9 protein-coding genes and 3 pseudogenes are annotated in these 19487 nt (G+C 67.4%); 5 read left to right on the forward strand and 7 right to left on the reverse strand.

Annotated elements, in window-relative coordinates:
• From ABZ646_RS18745 to ABZ646_RS18765, 5 genes are all read right to left on the reverse strand, one after another.
• A partial coding sequence (locus tag ABZ646_RS18745) for a hypothetical protein (protein ID WP_360519852.1) occupies positions 1-3337 on the reverse strand: 3337 nt, incomplete at its 3' end.
• 207 nt (positions 3338-3544) lie between these two features.
• Positions 3545-4825 (reverse strand): TIGR02679 family protein, encoded by a 1281-nt coding sequence (locus ABZ646_RS18750; RefSeq protein WP_360519854.1) that lies wholly within the window; start codon positions 4823-4825, stop codon positions 3545-3547.
• On the reverse strand, positions 4822-9060 hold the full coding sequence (locus ABZ646_RS18755) for a TIGR02680 family protein (RefSeq protein WP_360519856.1): 4239 nt from the start codon (positions 9058-9060) through the stop codon (positions 4822-4824). The genes ABZ646_RS18750 and ABZ646_RS18755 overlap by 4 nt, the downstream gene beginning before the upstream one ends.
• Positions 9057-10382: a TIGR02678 family protein gene (locus ABZ646_RS18760; protein ID WP_360519858.1), complete on the reverse strand. Its 1326-nt coding sequence runs from the start codon at positions 10380-10382 to the stop codon at positions 9057-9059. The genes ABZ646_RS18755 and ABZ646_RS18760 overlap by 4 nt, the downstream gene beginning before the upstream one ends.
• Complete coding sequence (locus ABZ646_RS18765) at positions 10379-12007, reverse strand: TIGR02677 family protein (protein WP_360519860.1); 1629 nt, start codon at positions 12005-12007, stop codon at positions 10379-10381. Before ABZ646_RS18765 ends, ABZ646_RS18760 begins: the two co-directional genes overlap by 4 nt.
• A 233-nt stretch (positions 12008-12240) precedes the next feature.
• Here ABZ646_RS18765 and ABZ646_RS18770 point away from each other — a divergent pair, with 233 nt between their 5' ends.
• Entirely contained in the window at positions 12241-12885 is a 645-nt protein-coding gene (locus ABZ646_RS18770) for a DUF433 domain-containing protein (protein ID WP_360519862.1), read from the forward strand.
• On the forward strand, positions 12882-13247 hold the full coding sequence (locus ABZ646_RS18775; RefSeq protein ID WP_360519864.1) for a DUF5615 family PIN-like protein: 366 nt from the start codon (positions 12882-12884) through the stop codon (positions 13245-13247). The genes ABZ646_RS18770 and ABZ646_RS18775 overlap by 4 nt, the downstream gene beginning before the upstream one ends.
• Positions 13248-13437: 190 nt before the next feature.
• Here ABZ646_RS18775 and ABZ646_RS18780 read toward each other — a convergent pair whose 3' ends face one another.
• Together ABZ646_RS18780 and ABZ646_RS18785 are read right to left on the reverse strand one after the other, a co-directional pair.
• Positions 13438-14190, reverse strand: a complete 753-nt coding sequence (locus tag ABZ646_RS18780; protein ID WP_360519866.1) for a hypothetical protein — start codon at positions 14188-14190, stop codon at positions 13438-13440.
• A gap of 209 nt (positions 14191-14399) precedes the next feature.
• A pseudogene (locus ABZ646_RS18785) lies at positions 14400-14584 on the reverse strand (DNA polymerase III subunit beta); the annotation flags it as partial.
• Here ABZ646_RS18785 and ABZ646_RS18790 point away from each other — a divergent pair.
• The 3 genes and pseudogenes from ABZ646_RS18790 to ABZ646_RS18800 all read left to right on the forward strand — a co-directional run.
• Positions 14580-15085 (forward strand): annotated as a pseudogene (locus ABZ646_RS18790) (DNA polymerase III subunit beta); the annotation flags it as partial. The pseudogenes ABZ646_RS18785 and ABZ646_RS18790 overlap by 5 nt on opposite strands.
• Before the next feature lie 549 nt (positions 15086-15634).
• The gene (locus ABZ646_RS18795) at positions 15635-18889 is read left to right on the forward strand and encodes a helicase-related protein (protein WP_360519867.1); all 3255 of its coding nucleotides are present in this window, start codon (positions 15635-15637) and stop codon (positions 18887-18889) included.
• Positions 18890-18894: 5 nt separating this feature from the next.
• Positions 18895-19487 (forward strand): annotated as a pseudogene (locus ABZ646_RS18800) (hypothetical protein); the annotation flags it as partial.

Genomic DNA, 19487 nt, shown 5'->3' on the forward strand with positions numbered 1-19487 from the left:
TTATGTCCAGGCGGGAGTAGGTCCGGTTTTCAATCACGGACCTGATCTCGTTCCGGAAGACCATACCTCGCATGTGGTGCAGCAGCGGGTCGCTTGGAGCGAGCAAGATGGCCTTGTCCACCGCGCCCAGGGCCCCCTCGAAGTCCCTCGAGTCGTAGGACAGCAGGCGACCGTAGTGGCCCCAGTAGTGCGATTCGTTCGGGAACGCCTGTACTAGGGCATGCATCACCTGCTTGCGCCCGGGCACGGTCATCTGCTGAAGCAGCTCCGTGTAAGTGCCGGTCCGCTGGAACTCCACGGGTTCCCGGGCATCCCTCATGATGAAGAGGCGGTCCAGCAGGATCTTCATGTCGTCCGGGAGGCGGTTCTGGAAGACCCGGCCAGCTTGAGCGATGAGCGTTTCGGACCAACCCGGCAGCGCGGCTTTCCAGTCCTCCGGACCCGTGGTCGCTCCAGACGGTGCCAGCAGCTGACGCAGCACCTCCTCGGCGATCAGGCTGTGCGACAGCCGCCACATTCCGTCGCTCTCCTCGATCAGAAGTGGCAGCACTCGATCGTCGACATGCAGACGGAGATCCACGTCGTCGGCTGGCGCCACCCCGAGCAGGTTCGTGAACAAGTCCGAGGACACCGGAACACCACTGAAGCGGTGGGCCAGGGCCAGCAGTATGCAGATCTCCCGGTCGACGTCCGAGATCTGGTCGAGGAACGGGGCGACGTATCCGGGCAGCCCCTCGAACTCATTGTTGAATGCAGTCAGGGCGAAGAAGAACGGAACGCTGTGGTCGGAATCCTCCGTAACCAGCTTAAATAGGGTGTCCTCTCGGTCCGGCACTAGATCAGTGAAGTGCCGGGCCATCTTGAACCGGTCGTCCCGCTGCATCGCCCCGACCCGCAGACTGCGCTGGGTCGACGCCTGGGCGACACCATGGCCGACAGAACTGCGGCGTGCGGTGATCAGCATTACGACCGGCACACTGCTCGCCCGCAGCAACTCGTACAACCGCTCCTGGGAGGACTCAGAGAGCAGCTCCAACAGGAGAAGGACAGGGCTTCCCGTCTCGGACGACAGGTCGGACGCCAGCTGAGAGAGGACTGCTTCGTCCTGGCTGCTGCGGGCCACGACCGTGGGGAACTCGTCCTTGAGAGTCCAGGCCACCCGGCGGGCGATGGTCGTGCCCCCGGCGCCGGGGCTGTGGGCGAGCATCACCCGCAGGGTGTCGCGCTGTTCCAGAGCCGTGCGCACCTGGCCGATAAAGTCCTCAGTGATCGCCCGCGGCAGATCCAGGTGGAGGTCCAGCTCGAACCACGAGATGGGACGGCCCCGGTAAAAGGCACCCACCTCGTATTCGCCCGCCTCCGATTCGACCCCGACCTCGGAATGCAGCAGTACCGCCGCGTCCTCGAAGCGCGACAGCAACCCGTCGGGGACATCCACGAAGCCCTTCTCGGCCGGCACCCTCGGCCGCCGACGTAGCGCCTCAACCGACGAGGGCTTAGGCAACGCGCCCAGAAGGTCCGCAGGCTCACACGCGAGGAGTTCGGCGTCGTACTCGGCAAGGCTGCCCTCGCCGGTGCCCGAGATCGAGAGAATCCTCGCCCGGTCGCCGAAGACGTCGATGCAAGCTTCGACTAGAGCTCGTTCAGCGCTGCCGCCCTCGCCGAAGCAGACGACGGTCGCTGGCCTCCCTGAGTGACGGTTGAGCGCTTCAATTGACTCCCGTACGAACGGCAGATACGTGGAGCGCCAGCGGCGCAGGGCGGTGGTTGGAGAGACCGGGTCCGCGCCGCGGATCCCTGCCGCCGCGATCCAGTTGGTGCTGTTGCGGCCGAACATCATGTCCTGATCACGCAGCTGGAGCCGGTGGATCCGGCCGCCGCCCGTGGAGGTAGCCGCTTTCCAACCGCCGTCGACATCGGTGTCCGGGTTGAGCTCCACGACCAGGTTCCAGCCGAGCCCGGCGAACTTTTGGAGATCTTCCTCCCCGAAAGCGGCTGAATCGATGACAGCAATGGTCGTACGACGGGCGGTCCAGCGGTCGCAGTTCTCGGCAAGCCGGTCGACTGCGGCCGAGACCTGTGGAGTAGCTTCGACGGCCCGAGTGAGGGTGCATCGCGGAGCAGTCGCTGTGGGCGCGTGCAGTCCGTGCATGGAGAAGAACCGACCCAGGGACCTGCAGGCCAACTGGAAGCACCACGCCCGCTCCTGAAGCCCAACCGTCGTGTCCCGCGTCGCGAAAAGCAGCGCGTTCCCCGCCAGCGACAGGAGGTACTGGTCCTGCCAGTCGTCCGGCATCGACAGCTGTCTCGCGTACACCTCACCGGCCTGGGCGATGTCATTTGAGAGGTTGCCCAGACCCACAACATGGAGCACGGCATCCGTGTCCTCCTCAGGATCGACCAGGAACTCAGCCAGGACGCTGCGTTGGCGTTCCGTGAGCTCCGGCAACTCTCTGAGAATGAGAGCGAGCGTCAGGTGGGTGAGGTCTCGGGAGAGCGGTGCATCAGCCCGGTATCCGGAGAGATCGATCAGCCGGTACGCGGTGGCGTCCGCGACTGGTGACATCGGCAGCAGAATGTTGTCGGCGTGAAGATCGCCGTGGGCCCGGCCGAGGATCGCGAGCACGTGGGCGCTGTCCAGACCGTCCCAGATGGGGCGTTCTAGCCAGGCAACAACGTTAGGTACGACCCCACCGGTTGCGAACGTGATCCATAGTGGCACTTGATCGTCCACCGGATCGTAGGCCAGCTGCTCGGCCAGCTTCGCGACCGGGCCGTCCTTATCCGTCCGGGTGCCCACATGGTCCAGAACGAAGTCTCGCACTGCCATGCGGCGGATGTCCGTTGGAGTAGGGTTCCAGTCGCTGAGGATCGAGCGCGCCACCTCCCCGACGAGTTCCGGCAGTTCACGACCACGCAGAGTGGCCGAGAGCGGCCGGACATCGCGAATGCTGCCGCCGGCGATCTCCTGGAACATCACCTTGATACCACCCGGAACGCTGACGGGTTCAACTGGCTGCCTGACCAGATGCCGCTCGGCGAATCCCTCGGGGGCTTCCTCAAGTGCCTTGGCGTGCCGACCGGGCTCCCGGCCAGTGGTCGTACCCGGAGGACACACCTTCATGACGACTTTGCCGTTGAAGACCGGGCCAGTCAGTGCGACCGCCGCCAGAACTGCCCTGCTCTTGCCAGGGGTGAGCCATCGGTCGAAGACGATCCGCGTGTTGTGTGCCTGCTGCCACTTCTCGAGCTCGGATGCGACCGCCTCGCCGACCTCGGCCTGTCTCAAGACCTTCGTCAGCGCCAACTCGTTCTTCTCTGCAGGCACTTCCGGCATGCCCCATCCTTCCGCCACACGTGTTTGTCCACATTAGTGCTTCGGCAGGAGACAACAGGCGGCCTTCCAGAATCACCGCGTTGCGCCCATGGACTGCTGCTGACGCTCCGGACAAGGTCGGCCGGGATCATGCGTCTGGCGGCGGTGACGGACCGGCTGAGGGACACTGGCGATCTTCCCCAGAACCCAGCATGGCGCCGCCGCCCCCTATGTCTGACGCGACAGGTCGTCCACCAGAAGGTCGAGAGTGGCCTCCTCATGGAGCGCGACGCCGAGGGCGGTCATGGCAGGGGCGAGATCCGGGTCCCAGTCCGCGCTGACCGGATGGCCGTCGAGCGCCAACTGAGGGATGCCCTCAGCCTGGCTGTGAGCGGCCAGGTGCTCGTAGTCCGCGGTGCCCATGCGCCACGGCCGGGCTTCGTAGCGGCGGGTGACCCGGTTGGCCAGAGCGATCCCCGGCCAGTCGAAGTCGCCGTGGTACGCGAAGTGGCAGCCTGTGGCGGCGAGGGCGTCGAGAAGCGTGAAGACCACGGTGGCGGCGCTGCCGGAAGTGCACACGAGGGGCTGGACGCAGGCCGCGTCCGCCGCAGCTTCCACCACGCGCGGATTCTCACAGATGTGGATGAGCGTTGCGGCGGGGAGTTGCAGCCGAAGATCATGCAGGTCGCGTGGGGTGACGTGAACTTCGGCGTGATGGTCAGCCCGCTCCCGCAGAGCACGCTCCCGCCAGCCCTCGCCGTCGGGCCGCAGCCCGTAGGTGAGCACCGTGCTGGAGACCTCGTCCGGCGTGACGGACACCAGCCGCCACAGTGCGCGTCGACCGGCCGCGTCGTCGGGGAACTCGGTGCCATGGGCGAGGGCGACACCGCGTTGAACGAGGCGTGCGAGCCAAGTGCCGTCGTCCAGGCCGTGCGCGGAGCCGGTCGTCATGGCAGCGAGTTCTCCTCGGCCACGTGTGCCGTTGCGTTCGGGTCCTTCGGGTCCGAGGAGAGCGGTGAGGACCTGGACCGCCTGCTGGAGTGTCCATACCGCAGCTTCGGGCGTCACTCCTCTCGGAACACCGGCACGGCGCAGCAGGTCGTACCACTGCCGGGGCCATTCCTGGTCGGCGAGTGGGGAGGCGTCCAGTGACGAAGCGAGGGACGACCACACCTGCTCCCGCCGTGCCGCCACGTCCGCGCGTGCGCCACGGCGGTCCGTGAGCGGTGGGCCGAGTTCCTCCAGGATCTGTCTGAGGCCGAGTCCTGCGGCCGATGCGCGTAGCCGTGCGTCGAGCACGTCGAGCCGTACGGTCACGGCGGCACCTGTGAGGGGTTTGCCCAGGAGGAGCGACAGGTCGTTGCGTTCCTGGGCGTTCATCGCGGTCAGCCGGAGCGAACCCGTGGCCTGTACGCCGTTGCTCTCCAGGCGTTTACGTGCTCCCTGCCAGAGCCGGGTGAGTCCAGGTCCCGTGAGCCAGTCGCGCGTTGCGGCGGGCAGCCCGCTCATACGGACACCAGACGCCGGTGCCGACCGTTCCAGGTGTAGTGCAGGGTGGCCACCCCGCGTACGTGGGGGTCACGGAGGCACTCGTAGATGTGCAGGGACGGAACCTCGGGCCAGTTGCCCATGAGCCGCTCGCTGGTGAGGACGAAGTCGAGATCGAGGTCGACGAGGATACGGCCCAGTCGGCCGTGGGTGGGTTCATCGACTTTGGCGAAGGCGTCGTCCAGGAGGATCAGGCGTGGTGCGTGCGGTGCCGACTCGGCGAGGCTGGTGAAGTGGGCGGCAGCTGCGGCGAAGAGCACGAGGTAGGAGAGCACGCGTTGTTCGCCCTGGCTGAGACCGGTCCGGCCGGTCAGTTTCCGACGGCGGCCCGGGGCCGCGTCCTCGACCACGAAGGTGTGGAAACGGAACCAGTCGCGGTAGTCCAGCGCGGTCCGCAGATGGGCGGCGTAACCGGCTGACGGGTCGGCGCGGCGGGCGTCCTCGATCCGGCGTTGCAGCACCTCGCGCAGCTGCTCCGTCTCGTCGCGCGTTCGGAGGCTCGACGGACTGCGCAGCAGCTCGACGGCCGCGCGTACATCCGCGTCCACGTCCTCGTCCAGCTTCCACAGCAGCTCGACACCGAGGCCGTGGGAGGTGCGTACGGTCTTCAGGGTGTCGTTGAGAGCCGCGACCAGGTTCGCCGCGGTGATGACCTGTGCCGAGAGGTGGTCGCCGAGCTCACCGGTCAGGAATCGCTGGAACACTTCGCGTTCGCGCTCGGTGAGCCGTCCCCGGGCCTCCGCGGCCTGAACCGCGATCCGCTCGCCCACGGATGCGACGTCATGAGACCCGTGGTCGTCGACCAAGCGGCACACCTTGATTCCGTCGCGCTCCTCCAGCTGCGCGTCGAACCCGCCGGCCAGTTGGTCGCGCAGATCGGTGTGGCGGTTGAGCAGGGTGCTGTCCGACACCTCGCCCTTCGGGCGGCCGAGGGCCTGTTCCACGGCGTCGGCGAGGGTCCGAAGCGCTCGCAGACGGCTGCGTACGTCCGTGCCGGGATCGTCCGACATGTACTCGGGCAGCGAGGACCGGTCAAGGCCGGCACCGAGCACCACCTCCGGTCGGCCGAGAGCCCCGCGCAGAGCGCTGCCGGTGTCTATGACCGCCGTCTCCTGATCCGCCAGGGTCCCGCGCAGGCGTTTCTCGTCCTCTTCCGCGCGCACGCGCAGGTCGTGGAAATCGTCGCGAGCTCGTTGTGCCGCGGGGAGCGCTTGGACGGCGTGCGTGATGCGCTGCTTGGTGTCCTGCTCGCGGGAGAGGATCTCCTCCTCGGACGAGCCGATGGCCTCCTCGCGGGTACGTAGGTCCTGCTCAGCGGTGCGCAGTCCAGCGAGGTGGAGCCGGTAGCTCTCGTCTGCGGCCAGGCGATCCTCTCGGGCGCGTCCGTACCGGTCGGCATCGGCGTGGTTCGCGCCGAGCCGCTCCCCCGTGCCGCCGACGGCCCTGCGCAGATGCCCGACACCGCTGAGCAGGCCGGCCAGTGCGGTGCGCACACGGTCCAGGGCGGCGGGGTCGCCGGGCAGGTCGTGGGCGGTGGCGGTGGCCTCTGCCTCGGTCCGCGCCGATACCGCGAGAGCGCGTGCCTCCTCGGCCAGCCGCGCCGCCCGGGTCGCCTTGGCGGTCAGGTCGCGCAGCGTCCGCTCGGCTGATTCGGTCCTGCTCCAGGCGTCCGCGAGACTCCGCGCCCTGGGGAAGTCCCGTTCCGCGAGCGTGAGAGCCCGACGCATGGCATCGGCTACGGCGAGCTCTTCGCGGACATCGGCCAGCCGCTGGTCCGTATGCGCGATCCGCTCCTCCAACTCGGCGAGAATGCGTCGTCGAGTCTCGGCGCGTACGGCGGCCCCCACGTACTCGGTGTCGCTCTTGTCATGACGACCGCTGAGTACGCCCAGACGCCAACTGCCGTCGTAGAAGACCGCGTTGTGCGCGGAGGTCTCCTGTGCCGATGTGAGTGCGATGGTGGCCAGGAGACCCCCCACCTGCTCGGAGGTGACGCCGCAACCCGGTTCAGGGGCTGGGCGCAGGGCCGAGGCGAGAGTCGGCCTGTCGGACAGCGTGGGACCCGGCTGGAGAAGGGTGTCCCGGGTGCGCGGATCGAGAAGGACGCCGTCCGCACTCACCCACGCGTCCAGGATTCCACTCGCCTCCAGCGCCCCTTCCAGACCGGCTCGGTCGGCCGGAGCCAGGTCTTCCACGAAGTCCACGAGCCGATAGAAAGGGGCTCCACTGCCCGGCGTCCTCGCGGCGGCGCGATGGTGCGGGGCCGGCGGCTCGGGGTCGGTACGTTGCTCCCAGTCCCGCTTCTGCTCCGCCAGGTGGTCGAGTTCCTCGCCGAGCCGGTTGACGCCGAGTGCCAGGGCGTCCCGGCGTCCGGTGAGTTCCTCGCCGTACGGCTCCAACGCGGCCTGAGCTGTCCGCCACGCCTGGCTGTCGATATCGGGCGGCAGCGTGCGGTCCGCGAACGGCACGTCGGTAGAGGTCTCGTGGCCGACGGTGGCGTGGACGGCGTCGAGTGACGGGCAGTCGATACCCAGCGCAGTCCGCGTGCGCGCCGCCCAGTCGGCGACTTGGCGGGCGTAGGCGCCGCTCTCCTCGGCGACCTTCTGACGGCTGCCCTCCAGATGTCCGGCGGCCTCTTCCGCCTCGCCCTCCAGCCGTTCCCGCTCGCCATCGGCCTGAGCTGCCGCGGCCCGGGCCTCGTCCGCCCGTGAGATGAGGCGGGTTACCTCCTGAACCATCCGGGCCCGGTTTCTCACGACCGACTCGGCGTCCTCCAGCTGGTTCTGCCAGGACCGCAGCCCTTCCTGCGCCGTGACGGTGTCCACACGGGCCACCGATCGGTGCCGTACGGTACGCATCTCCCCGTCCGGAGTCGTCAGTTCGGTCTCGGCGGCCTGGGCCAGAACCGTGCGCGGCAGGGCTACCGCCTCGCCGAGATGGCCGGTGGGAAGCCCCGCCTTCTCCGCCTGCGTCAGCAGCTCCCGGTGTTCGGTTCCCAGCTCGGCCAGCCGACTTCCGAGGTGTTCGACACCTTCGGCCAGCCGCTCCGCCGAGCCCTCCTCCGCGTCGTGTGCGTTCCGCAGGGTGGTGAACGCGGCCGCGGCGGCGGTGTGCAGCGCCTCCACCGTGCCGCGGCGTTCCGACAGTTCGCGCAGACTGCGGTAGGCGTGACTGGCGTGCAGGGCGGCCAGGTCGGTCCGGGCGGCCTGCTCCTCCTCGCGCAGGGTCTCCAGCCGGCCCTCCGACTCCTCCTCCTGCGTCCTCAGGTCGCTCGTCCGCTGTGCGGCGTCTCCGGCTGCCCGGCGCCGCTGTGCGAGGACGCCCAGCTCGTGGCTCACTCTCTGGGCGGAGGTGCGCAGGACCCCGGCCAGGTAGCTGCGGTAACTGGTGAGGAACGTGCGCAAGGCCGCGTCGGTGCGTTCCAGGCGGCCGAGTTCGTCCCGTACGGCGTCAAGGTCATGGAGGTTGCGCGCCACCTTCTCGACGACGTCCTCGTCGAGCCCCGGCAGGGTCTCGCTCAGCAGGGAGACCAGGCCCCCGTGTTCGATCCGGTCGCCGACCGTCGGGCGCCGCAGCCGGTGGAGGAGCTGGGTGAGGTTGCGATAGCGCGTCGCGTCGGTGATGCCGAACAGTTCCCGGGCCACACGCGCACGGTGCTGGACCGCACGGTCGGTCGTGTTGTCGGAGCCGACGATCTCCTTGAGTCGGTCGACCGGCAGCGGCTTACCGGCCTCGACCAGATGCAGGTCCTCACCGATCCGCAGCGGGGTGACGAAGAACGTCGGCAGCGCCTTCTGTGTCGACTTCGAGGCGCGGATGGCGGCACCGAGCGTCAGGTGGCGCTGACCGCCGTCGTCGGCCATGCCCCGGAACTCCACCCACAGGTAGCCGAGACGGTTGGTCTGCTCGAACCCGTCCAGCATCAGCCAGGCGAGCGTGGTGCGGCCGGTGCCGGTCGCGTCCAGTGCCCGGGAGTCGCCGTCCAGAAGATACGGGAGCAGCATCTCCAGGGCCTTGGACTTGCCCGCGCCGTTCTTGCCGCGCAGCAGCAGCCGTCCGTCGCCGAAGGAGAAGTCCTGCTCGTCGTACTGCCAGACGTTCTGGATGCCCGCCCGGTGCAGCCGGAAGCGCGCGCTGGTGGATGTCGCGGGGCCGGAACGCAGCATCGGAACGAGGCCACGCGCGTCGGTGGTCATAGCGGCAACTCCTCTTGAACGTCCGTGCCTTTGCCGGCTGCGGTGGCCGGGCGCACCGTGACGTGGGTGGCGTAGCGGGCCGCTGCGGCCAGCAGCACCCAGCCGTCGCCGCCGGGCCGTGCACCATGGACATCGGTCACCGTGCGTCCTTCCGACGCCTCTTCGACGTACCCCTCCGGCAGTCCTTCGCCCTCGGCGCGCAGCCGGTCCGCGCGGGCCATCAGCCGCATGCGGACCAGCAGGTCCAGTACGGCCTCTCGCAGGGAGGGAAGGTCCTCCAGGTAGCCGCGTTGCCAGCTGCTGCGCTGCCCGTACTCGGTGATGAGCTCGGCGAGCACCTCGTCCACCAGGCCGTCCGGGACGGCCACCCCGATGACGAGCGTCCCGCCGGTCGCCGGATGCCCCGGTTCCTGCGGCCGAAGCCGTTCCACGAGCTGTTCCGCCAGCAGCAGCGCGGCCTGTGCGACGGTCCCGGTGCCCGGTAGGTGCAAATCCGTGAGCTCTTCTTCGGGGTCCACCAGCGCCACGCCCTCGGCACGGATCTCCATCTCCAGGCCCAGGAGCTCGGAGAAAGCCTGGGCCTCCCGGCGCTGCCGGGTGCGCAGCCAGTCACGCTCGGCGTCCGTCAGCTCGTCGAGGTGGACGACGGGTGTCTCGACGAGCATCCGGCGCACGTAGGTGCGTGGTCCGCCGAAGCCCGGGTCCGCTGCCCGCCGGACCAGGTCGGCGCCGTCCCGTGCCTGGGAGAGCGGGCCGGCGACGACCACGCGTGCCAGCTCCCGATCTATCGTGATCAGGGCTTCTCCGCCCGCCTCCTGCGCAAGCGCGGCCACATGGCCCTCGGTCTCGATGAGCACGCCCCAGTCGACGAGCTGGCGCAGAGCCGCGACCAGGGTCCGCTTCCCGGCCGCCCGGCCCGGTTCCTTCAGCTCAATCCCGGCGTCGGCTGCGGCAGCCCTGATATCGGCGACCAGGTGTGACAGCAGCATCTGCTCGGGCGCGGTCACCAGAACAGACAGGGCCAGCGCGAGGCAGGCGTACGTGTGTGGGGTGAACGGGGTGCCGGTGGAGCGCTCCAGCCGATGCCCCGAACCCGCCCCCAGCCCCGCCTTGAACAGCCGGGCGTAGGAGCTATCGACCAGCAGGCGGTAGCCGAGCACCTGCTGGAACCGTTTGCCCAGCCAGTCGGCATGCCTGCGGATCAGTGGGAAGAGGTCGGTGTGGGGGCCGTCTGACGCGACCAGCGGGTGGGCGAGCAGCAGCCGGGCGGCGGTGCGGCGCTCGGCTGCCAGGGCTACGTCGTGAGTCGAGGGGAGGGTCATGACACGCTCGCCTCCGCTTCGCCCTCGACCGCGGCGGAGGTACGACCGATGTCCAGCTCCAGGTCGTCCAGCAGCAGGTCGCCGTCGGCCGAGTACAGCACCGTTCGCGTGCCCGCCGTCCGGCGCACGGTGAGGCGGATACGTAGTTCGGCGTCTTCACTGCTGGCCGAGTCGAGGTCGAACCCCGCCGTCCTCTCCCTGTCCGTGCTGATGGGCCTGCTGAGCTGTGCGTTTCCGAGCGCTGTGGCCAGTAGCTCCAGGAGCAGGCCGAGCGCCGCTGACGTGAGGCGTACCTCGGCGAACCGGCCGGACGCGCTGCGCAGTTCGTCTGCCGCCGCTGCTCTGGTCGCTGCCCGCTGACGGGCTGCCTCCATCAGCAGCTGCTTCTGTGCAGAGTGGTCCTCCACCGCTGAGGCCCGGCCCCGCTGGGCTCGGCTGCCTCTTTCGCGCAGGGCCACCGGCACCTCGACCACCGGACCGGTCCACCAGCTTGTGTAGGCGGGCACCACCTCGTCGGCGGCCGGAGGTATGCCCAGATGGCGGGCGCCGTACAGCCCGAATGCGGCGACGGCGATGTCGTGTGCGTCCCGCGGCGCCGCTTCGTCGAACCAGCGGGCCAGCCGCAGCAGATCCTTGCGCCGGGACATCTCCCCTGTGGCCGACCGCAGCATCCGCTTGGCGTTGGCGAGCAGTGACTGCAGCGCGCGCAGGGTGGCGTCGCGTAGCTGGTCGACCTGGCTGCCCTGGCCGTCGGTGTTGCTGAACCAGCCGCGCAGCCCCTCCCAGTCCGCGAATTCGCGGCCCCGGCTGCGCTGGATCCGGACCTCCGGGCGACTTTCGCCCTGCGCCTGCGCCGAGAGCCCGGTGAGCCCCTGGGCGTGGGAGTCCAGCCGGTCCAGCAGAGCCGGGATGTGCGGCCACAGGGTGTCCAACGCCGCCGAGATCCGGGGCGCGCGGAACGCCACATCCTCCGTGATCGCCTCGACGTAGTCCAGGAGCAGCTCCTTGAAGCCCTGGTACTCGGCGCTGTCCAGGTCGTAGCGGGACAGCACCTGGCCGAGGTAGGCGTAGAAGTCGCGTATGGAGTCCGCGAACTCGGTGAACTGCACGAACAGCGTGCTGATCCGCTCCAGTCCGTCCTGCGGCTCGACGCCGCCCGGCGCGGTCACGAGGTCGGCCAGCTCCCGTAGCCCGCGCTCGACCAGTGCCAGCAGTTCGTTGCTCACCTCGCGGGCGGCGTCGGCTTCGGCCAGGACCCCGTCGGCGTCCCGCTGGATGCGTTCACCCAGTTTCGACAGCTGGTAGCGCGAGCGGGAGCGCTGGTACTCGCTGATGCTGGACGCGTTCACCGTGTGGCTGCTGCGGAGCAGGTTTCCCCACTGGACCAGCTGTTCCAGTCGGACCGTGAGGGTGTCGGCGTCGAGTACTGCGGCGGAATCACCGGCCTGGCGCAGTTTCGCCATGATGTCCGGGACGGCGAGATCCGCCAGCAGCGTTCCGCAGAAGACCCGCATGATCGCGACATGCTCCAGCCGCTCGGGCGCGCTGAGGTACGTGTACGCGGTTAGCCGCCGCCGTGCCTCCTCGTCGGCGTCCTGACCTGCACCGGATGCTGATGCCCCCATGCCCGTGAGGTTACGCGGAGCATGCGGGCGCCGCCGGAGGGTGGCCGAAAATGCCACGGACGTGTGCCGGCCTGTGGCGATTCCCGTGGCAGCGGCCTGTGCGGCATGCGGGCGTTCGGCGTCCCCGGCTCACCCTGAATGGGCCCTTCGGTTTCTGCGCTGGGTGGCCTCCAGGAGAATGGGGTACGTTCAGGCCGATATCGATGGGGGCGGAAGACGGAAGGAGGCACGCGGTGTCGTACGAACCCAAACTCGCCGCGGCTCTTTCCGGCGCGACTCTGCGCCAGCTGTCCCACTGGTGCCGGGCCTCCGGGCCCAAGGGCGCCGTGCTCGTGCCCGAGATCTCCAGCGAGAGGCCGATCCTCTACTCGTTCTGCGACGTTGTCGCACTCCGCATCTGTGTGCAGCTGCGCGAAGAGGCTTCGTTGCAGAAGATCCGCCGTGCGCTGAACACGCTTCGAGAAGACCTCGGCGAATGGGAGCACCTCTCCTCGTACAAACTCGTCGCGGGCCCGGACACGATCTATCTGGCTGAACCCGACCACGCCGTAGACCTGATCAAGGGAGGCAACGTGGTCATCCACCAGATGGTGGATGTTCTCGCGCCCTTCTATAAGGACGGCCGCAGCATTCCCGCTCTGCTCACCCCCCGTGAGCACGTCGCGGTCGACGAGTCGGTCCGTGGCGGAGAACCGGTCATCCAAGGCACCAGGATCCCGGCGTCAGATGTCGCTGCCCTAGTAAGAGACGGCATCCCGCCGGACCAGATCGGTGAGTTCTACCCAGGCGTGACGGCCGAGGCCGCCCGTGACGCGGCCGACTTCAGCGAGTACGTCGACAGCTACGGCAGCAGCGAGCCCCGGCAGGTCGTCGCTTGAAGCTGTTGCTCGACGAGAACGTGCCCCGGCCCATGGCCGAGATCGTGCGGATCCTGCTGAAGGCTCATGACGTCGTCCACGTCCACGAGCTCAAGGGCTGGACGGGCACGAAGGACATCGAGCTGTACGCCAAGGCCAAGGCCGACGGCTTCGAGGTCGTCATCACCAACGACACCAAGCAGGCCGGCCACTCGAAGTGGCGGCCATCGCGCAGTCGGGCCTGCATCGCATCGAGTACCGCCAGAACAACAAGCATGGTGGCCTGGTGGGCCTGGGCACGGCGATCGCCACTGTCTGCGCGGCCCTCCCTCACGCCCTTTCCGAACTCGAAGCAGCTGACGGCCAGCGTCTCGTCTCTCTGACGTCGATCGACCCGACCCGGCAGAAGCGCCTCCAGATCACGGACCCGGCCGTCGCCCCGCCGAAGCACTGGCCGGGGCGTGATTTTGGCCTCTGAGCCCTGACGCCTCGATACACGAGGGTTCCCGGCCGGTACCCCATGGGAAGCGATGCCGGGAAAGGATCTGGCATCGCCGCCTGCGCTTCGTCTCATCAAGACTCACTGCCGAGCTCTTCCTGGAGCTCGGCGATGCGCCGTTGGGTTGCCGCCGCGCTCTTCTGCTGACGGGTCAGTTTCGCCTCGGCCGCAGCCAGTTCCCGAGCGAGCCGCTCTCGATCAGCTGCCACCCGCTCACGGATGGTCCCGTCATCGCGGTACGCCGGCCCTACCTGCTCACTGCTCACTACGCCGCGACGCTCTCCGCACTCTGGGCAGTCGACGACGCGGGCAGAGACGCGGGTGTTCTCGCGATGCTGAATGTAAGGCACCACATGGTCGCAACGGAGAGTGAGGTCCCAAGTATCGAGATCCTTCTTGCGTTCCTCCCGCGAGGGCCAGGAAGCGAACAGCCTGGCGAGCTTCTCCATCTGCTTCGGCCCCATCGGCGGTGGCGGGCAACAGAAACAGCAGTGTGTTACCCGAGAACCGCTGACGGTCCACCGGGCGTCCCGGCAGTCGGCGTGCCGCTCGCGGAACTTCTGGTCGGCTTCCTCGTATTCGCGCTTCTCCGCCTCGGACAACTTCATGAGGGGTGGCCAGCTCCCCAGCTCATCAGTCATGGGCAGTCCGCAACCGCGGCAGGGCTCACCAGCCACGTACTCCGCCCAGCTGAGGCGTGTACCTTCTCGCTCCCACTGCTCATCCCGCTCGCGGCGCCGCTGGTCATCCGCTTCGGCTTCGAGGGCCGAGCGCAGAGCACGCTTGGCGGCTCGTTGCCGCTTCTGCTCCTCCGTGAGCTTGGCCATGGGCTTTACCCTCCGCTGCGCCGTGTTTTCGTGCACGACCGCGGAATCCATGCTGGCGTGGCCGGCCCCGGTATCGCTTGCCCGTGCGCTGGATGACGACCTGTGACCAGAGCTGGATCGAAAGTGATTCTTATCTGACTGTTATCGTCCGACACTTGGCCGGTTCCGTGCTACGGCTCGGGGCGCATGCTGCCGAGTTCACAAGTGCGCCCTTCGTGCCCGGCGATACCAGACTGCGCTACAGCCATTCGGTACCGGTCGGTGGCTACGACATGGAGGCTCTCGCCCTCGATGTCGAACAGGACCCCGCCGAGCATCGGCAGCTCCGGGTCGGTGGCCTCACCGCGAAGCGAACCGTGTCCAGCGCGGCTGCCAGCTCGGGCGCGGCGAGAGTGCAGGTCATTGTGCCCGGTCGCTAGCCGACGCGATGCGGGCGCTGTTGGACAGCGAGAGGCCCGTGCGACTCTCTATCGACGGTGACCGCGTGACGCTGGACGCTGGGGACAGGCAGGCGGCCGGTCAGTGCCTCGACCACGGCTTCCGCGACTACCGTCGTCTGCTCCCCAGGGGCGGCGGGCGCCGCACCCTCGTCGAGGTGGGGGCCTTCCGGAAGGCCCTGGAGACCGGTCCTGTCCTCTCCGGCGAGGCCGGAGCGCACGACCTTAGCGTGCTCAGGGTGGAGGATGGCGGCACGGTTACCCTCTGCACTGGCGGTGACGGCGACGACCCGAACCGTGTCGCAGTCAACCGTGAGTTCCTGCTGGACGCTCTGGCCGCCGGAGCCCGAGACCGACTGATCCTGGAGCTCGTCGCCCCCACGGCGCCGGTCGTGATCCGCCGACCCGACGACGAGGGGACCTTCTCGATGCTGATGCCGGTCCGTCTGGAGGACTGACGGTACGTTCACCCCGATCCGGCCTGCCCAGACCAATCGGGCGGAGCTGCATCAGGGCGTTGGGGAATCCCTTGCGGGCGACAGACGCGCCGTTGTTGGTCGAACGAACCCACACCATGTTGCCCAGCCACCTAGGGAAGCAGTCGCGGCTGCTGGGCCTCGGCGGCGAAGCAGCCAGCATGAGGCGCCGGACGGGACGTCGATTACCGCCGGGATCATCGTTCGTCAGCTCTCAAGACGCCACGCTCTCAAGGTCAGTAAACGGACCGGGTGCTGGGCTGTGAGCGTCGTCTGCATCACCTTCCCCTCGTCGGCCATGTGTGGCCAGGTCCTCTTAAGCACTTCGGGATCGGCGCCTCCACCTGACCCTGAGTGGTTCATTCACATAGCCTCGAAACCGATGCCAGGATGCGGCCTGTCGGGGTCGTGGCCATGCCCTCGCGCTCACCCCGCCGTCGTGACCCCGACCGGATGAGCGTCGAGCCGCTGTCCCAGGGCAAAGGGCCATAGGGTGTCAGGCAGGGACACGGGACAACGGGGGAGGCGAGTATGTCGGGGCCGTTTCAGCCAGGTTGGCGGGTACGGCTTCCAAACGGCCCGAGCGGCTGGCTGACCGTCGACTTCTCCCGCCCCGATGCCGCTGGCGGCTGGATCCTCTACGTGGCACCGGATGGACAAAACAACTTCACGAAAGTCGTGCTCACAGCGGACGACGCTGCGCGCGTCGAGGTTCTGGCGCGCGACGGTGGTGGCTCTTCCGCCGGCGCCCTGGCCGGTATGTGGAATTACTGGATGACCGCCGCTGCAGCGGACACGTCGGCGAGCTTGTTGTCGTCCTCGCCGTTACGGCCGTACGCGCACCAGATCAACGCGGTGTACGGGGCGATGCTGCCTCAGCCCTGGTTGCGTTTTCTGCTGGCGGACGAACCAGGGACGGGGAAGACGGTGATGGCCGGTCTGTACATGCGCGAGATGCAGCGCATCGGACTCCTCCGGCGTGCGCTGGTCGTCGCCCCCGCGGGTCTGGTCTCCAAATGGCAGGCTGACTTCGAGCGGTTCTTCGGCGGTGGACTACGTAGGATCACAGCAGCCACGGTGCGGGAAGGCGCACTGGAGTTGGGGCACGACTTCTGGATCGTCTCCTTGGAGCTCGCGGCAGTGAACACCGCCGTACAGGAGGCGATCCGACCCGACCTTGCAGGGTGGGACCTTGTCGTCTTCGACGAGGCCCATCGCCTGACGGCCACAGCACAGTCATTTCACCGGGTGGGGCGACTTCTGACCAGCGCAAGTCCACGAGCCCTACTCATGACGGCCACTCCCCATCGCGGCTCGGAGTGGCTGTTCCGCCATCTCCTACATCTGGTGGATCCTGAGGTTTATCCAGATCCGGGAGACGACCCCAAGCAGCCGCTGACTCCCCTGCGGCCTGGCAGCACCCACTTCCTGCGGCGTATGAAGGAGGACTTGGTCGACTACGACGGTGTTACGCACCTCTTCAAGAGGCGTCATGCCACCAACCACAGGGTGCCGCTGGCCCCGGCCGAACTCACCGCCTACACGGAAGCCCTGCGGCTCGTCGACAACTTCTTCCCCGCCACAGCCCGCCCACTTGCACGGATGGTCTACGGCAAACGGGCTGCATCCAGCCTGTACGCATTGGCGGAGACGCTCAGGCGGCGATCGGCCAGTATGGGCGCCAAGTCGCAGGCCCAGGCAACGGTGGACGCCGATCCTGAGGGAGATGACCAGGCCCTGCAGGAGGAGGCCCGTGTCGTCTATGCAGACTCCCGCTCTCCCCGCTCCGAACGAACCGCGATTGGTCAATTGCTCGCCCAAATCACTGAGTTGCTCAGGGACCCGGAGTATGTGCCATCGAAATGGCGCGTACTGCTGGATCAGTGCTTGGCGGCGAATGGGATCGTTCCCGGTGGTCGCCAACAAGCGGTTATCTTCACGGAATATGCCGATACCGCCGAGTGGGTCGTGCAGAGGCTAACGAATGACGGTTTCTTTGCCCGCACGTACAGCGGACGTCAGTCACACGCGGAACGGGATGAGGTGCGTGCCGCATTCATGGCAGGGGACTTTCAGGTCATTGTCTCCACCGACGCGGGTAACGAGGGGATCGACCTTCAAGTTGCACATGTTCTAGTAAATTTCGATATTCCTTGGTCGCTCGTACGGCTGGAACAACGCATGGGTCGAATTCACCGAGTCGGCCAGGAACGTGATGTCGAGCTGTACAACCTGGTCGCCGCCGACACGCGCGAGGGAGACACGCTTCATACGCTGCTGGAAAGGTTTGTCACGGCAGCCAATGAACTAAACGGGCAAATGTTCGACAGTCTGTCCCTCGTGGCCGAACTCTCAGCGGTCCCCTATGAAGAATGGCTGAGAACGTTGTACGGCGACGATGAACTGAAGCAGGCCGAGGTCCTGGCCGCTGTGCGCCGGGTGAACGCCTCGGAGCTGAAGCGTCGAGCCGAAGCCGTACACGATCAGGAGGCGGAACTCGCCTCGGTAGTGGATGTGGCGGCCGGACTTGCTCGCCAGCGGCAACAGTCGCTGGAGGGGATCCATCCGGTAGTCGTGGAAACCTACGTACGTCGGCTGGCGCAAGCGGGGGTCCTGCGGGCTAGTCACACCGCTGCCGGCGAAGATGTCCTGCTCATCGAAGCAGATGACGCGCTGCCTCGAATACTGGGCGGATCTCGGCAGGCTCTGGTGTCGATTGGCAGCGCTGCCCCGCACGAGGTCTTGGACACCGATGGGAACGCAAGGGGCCCCCAGCCTGTGTCTCTGGGCCCGGGGAGCCCTGCCCTCGCCGAACTGGTAGCTCATTGTGAACAGATACTTGTTCCGGATGTGCACCGAGGCGGGACCGTTGAGGATCCTACGGCTGCGAGCCCGTACGAACTCATGGTCTTCGAGTCAACGGTGTACTCGGCTGCCTCGCCGGTCCGTACCCCCTGGTTCACCCTGATACGTGCGGATCCCACCGGTGAGACCCACGCGGTCCGCTGGGAGGTCCTGGCTGGCTTGGTCGCCACTGACCGTGCCGCCGGAAGCTTTGAACCCCTGCTTGCCGAAGTCGCGGAGAGCGAGGCACGACGTCTTCTCGCTCAAGCAGCGGACGAGCAGAGGCGGAGGCGAAGAGATTGGTACGCCACGGCCAAACGTGACCTAACCAACCTGCCGGTCGACGCGACACTCGACATCCCGGACCGCGGTGAACGACTCGCGCTGCGCGACCGGCTTACGGCCGCGTCCGAGCGCAAGCTCGCACAGTTGGAGGAGCTCTGCCAGGTGGAAGCGGACCCACCACGACTCGTCGCCCGGCTGCAGGTGCTGCAAGGAGGAGACAGAGGATCACCCCACCGTCGTCAGGCGGAGGCTGTCGCCGCCGATCATGTGCGCAGGCTGCTGGAAGGCGATGGCTGGACGGTTGATGACGTACGAGCTGAAAGCCGTGGCTTCCAACTGTGTGTACTACGAGGGCGGGAGCGCCGGATGGTGGCGGTCAAGGGAGTCTGGCGAAGCGTTGACGATGAGGACATACGGCTGCACGGGGATGAGTTGCTGATGTCGGCCCAGTACCGATCCGACTATGTGCTTTACGTGGTGGAGTCCTGCCACGACGGTGTCGGGCGACTGTTCGGCTCCTTCCGGGATCCGTTGAACGTCTTCGCTGTCGATCTTCATCGTGATGCCGTTGTCCGGCTGTCCGGCGACACACTCCAATCCGCTCGTAAGAACATGCCCGTCGCCGACGGCTCCTTTCCCGACCAGGAGACACTATGACTCGAATGATCGAACGCTGGTTCCCTTGCACCGAGGTGAGCGACGCGTCGATGGTCGGATGGGGAAGTGGCAACACGGAAGCGAGCCTCTGGGTGTGGTTCGCCAAGCGGCCGACCGCTCAGGCCAAGGCGGCCGTGCTGACCAGCCTGCTGCCGTGGCCGGAGGATAAGGCCCAGCGGCGAAAACTTCAGGACGCGGTCAGAGAAGTGCTCACCGCCAACACCCCTGCCAAGGTGCGGGCAGCGAACATGATGGGGGGCGCTGTATCCACAATTCGAGCGGCTCTTCAGACAACCCACCCCGAAGGTGCCAGAGTGCTCGACCCGTTCTCCGGACGAGCCATGATCCCTTTGGAGGCGGGCAGGCTGGGGGTGCATGCGGAAGGCATCGACTACTCACCGTTCGCCGTTCTTGGCGGATCGCTGCTGGCAGAAATCCCCTTCCAGGACTGGAATGATGAGCCGCCGCTGCCCTTTCGCGCTGGTGGACAGAACCAGACCGAAGGTCGGCTTGAACAGGACGTTGATGCGGGTCAGGAAGCAGAACGCGACCCAGGTCCGCGTCTTCGGCTTCACGGACAACCTGGGTTCCTCCGCCC

Source organism: Streptomyces sp. NPDC007162, assembly GCF_040634175.1.
Classification (GTDB): domain Bacteria; phylum Actinomycetota; class Actinomycetes; order Streptomycetales; family Streptomycetaceae; genus Streptomyces.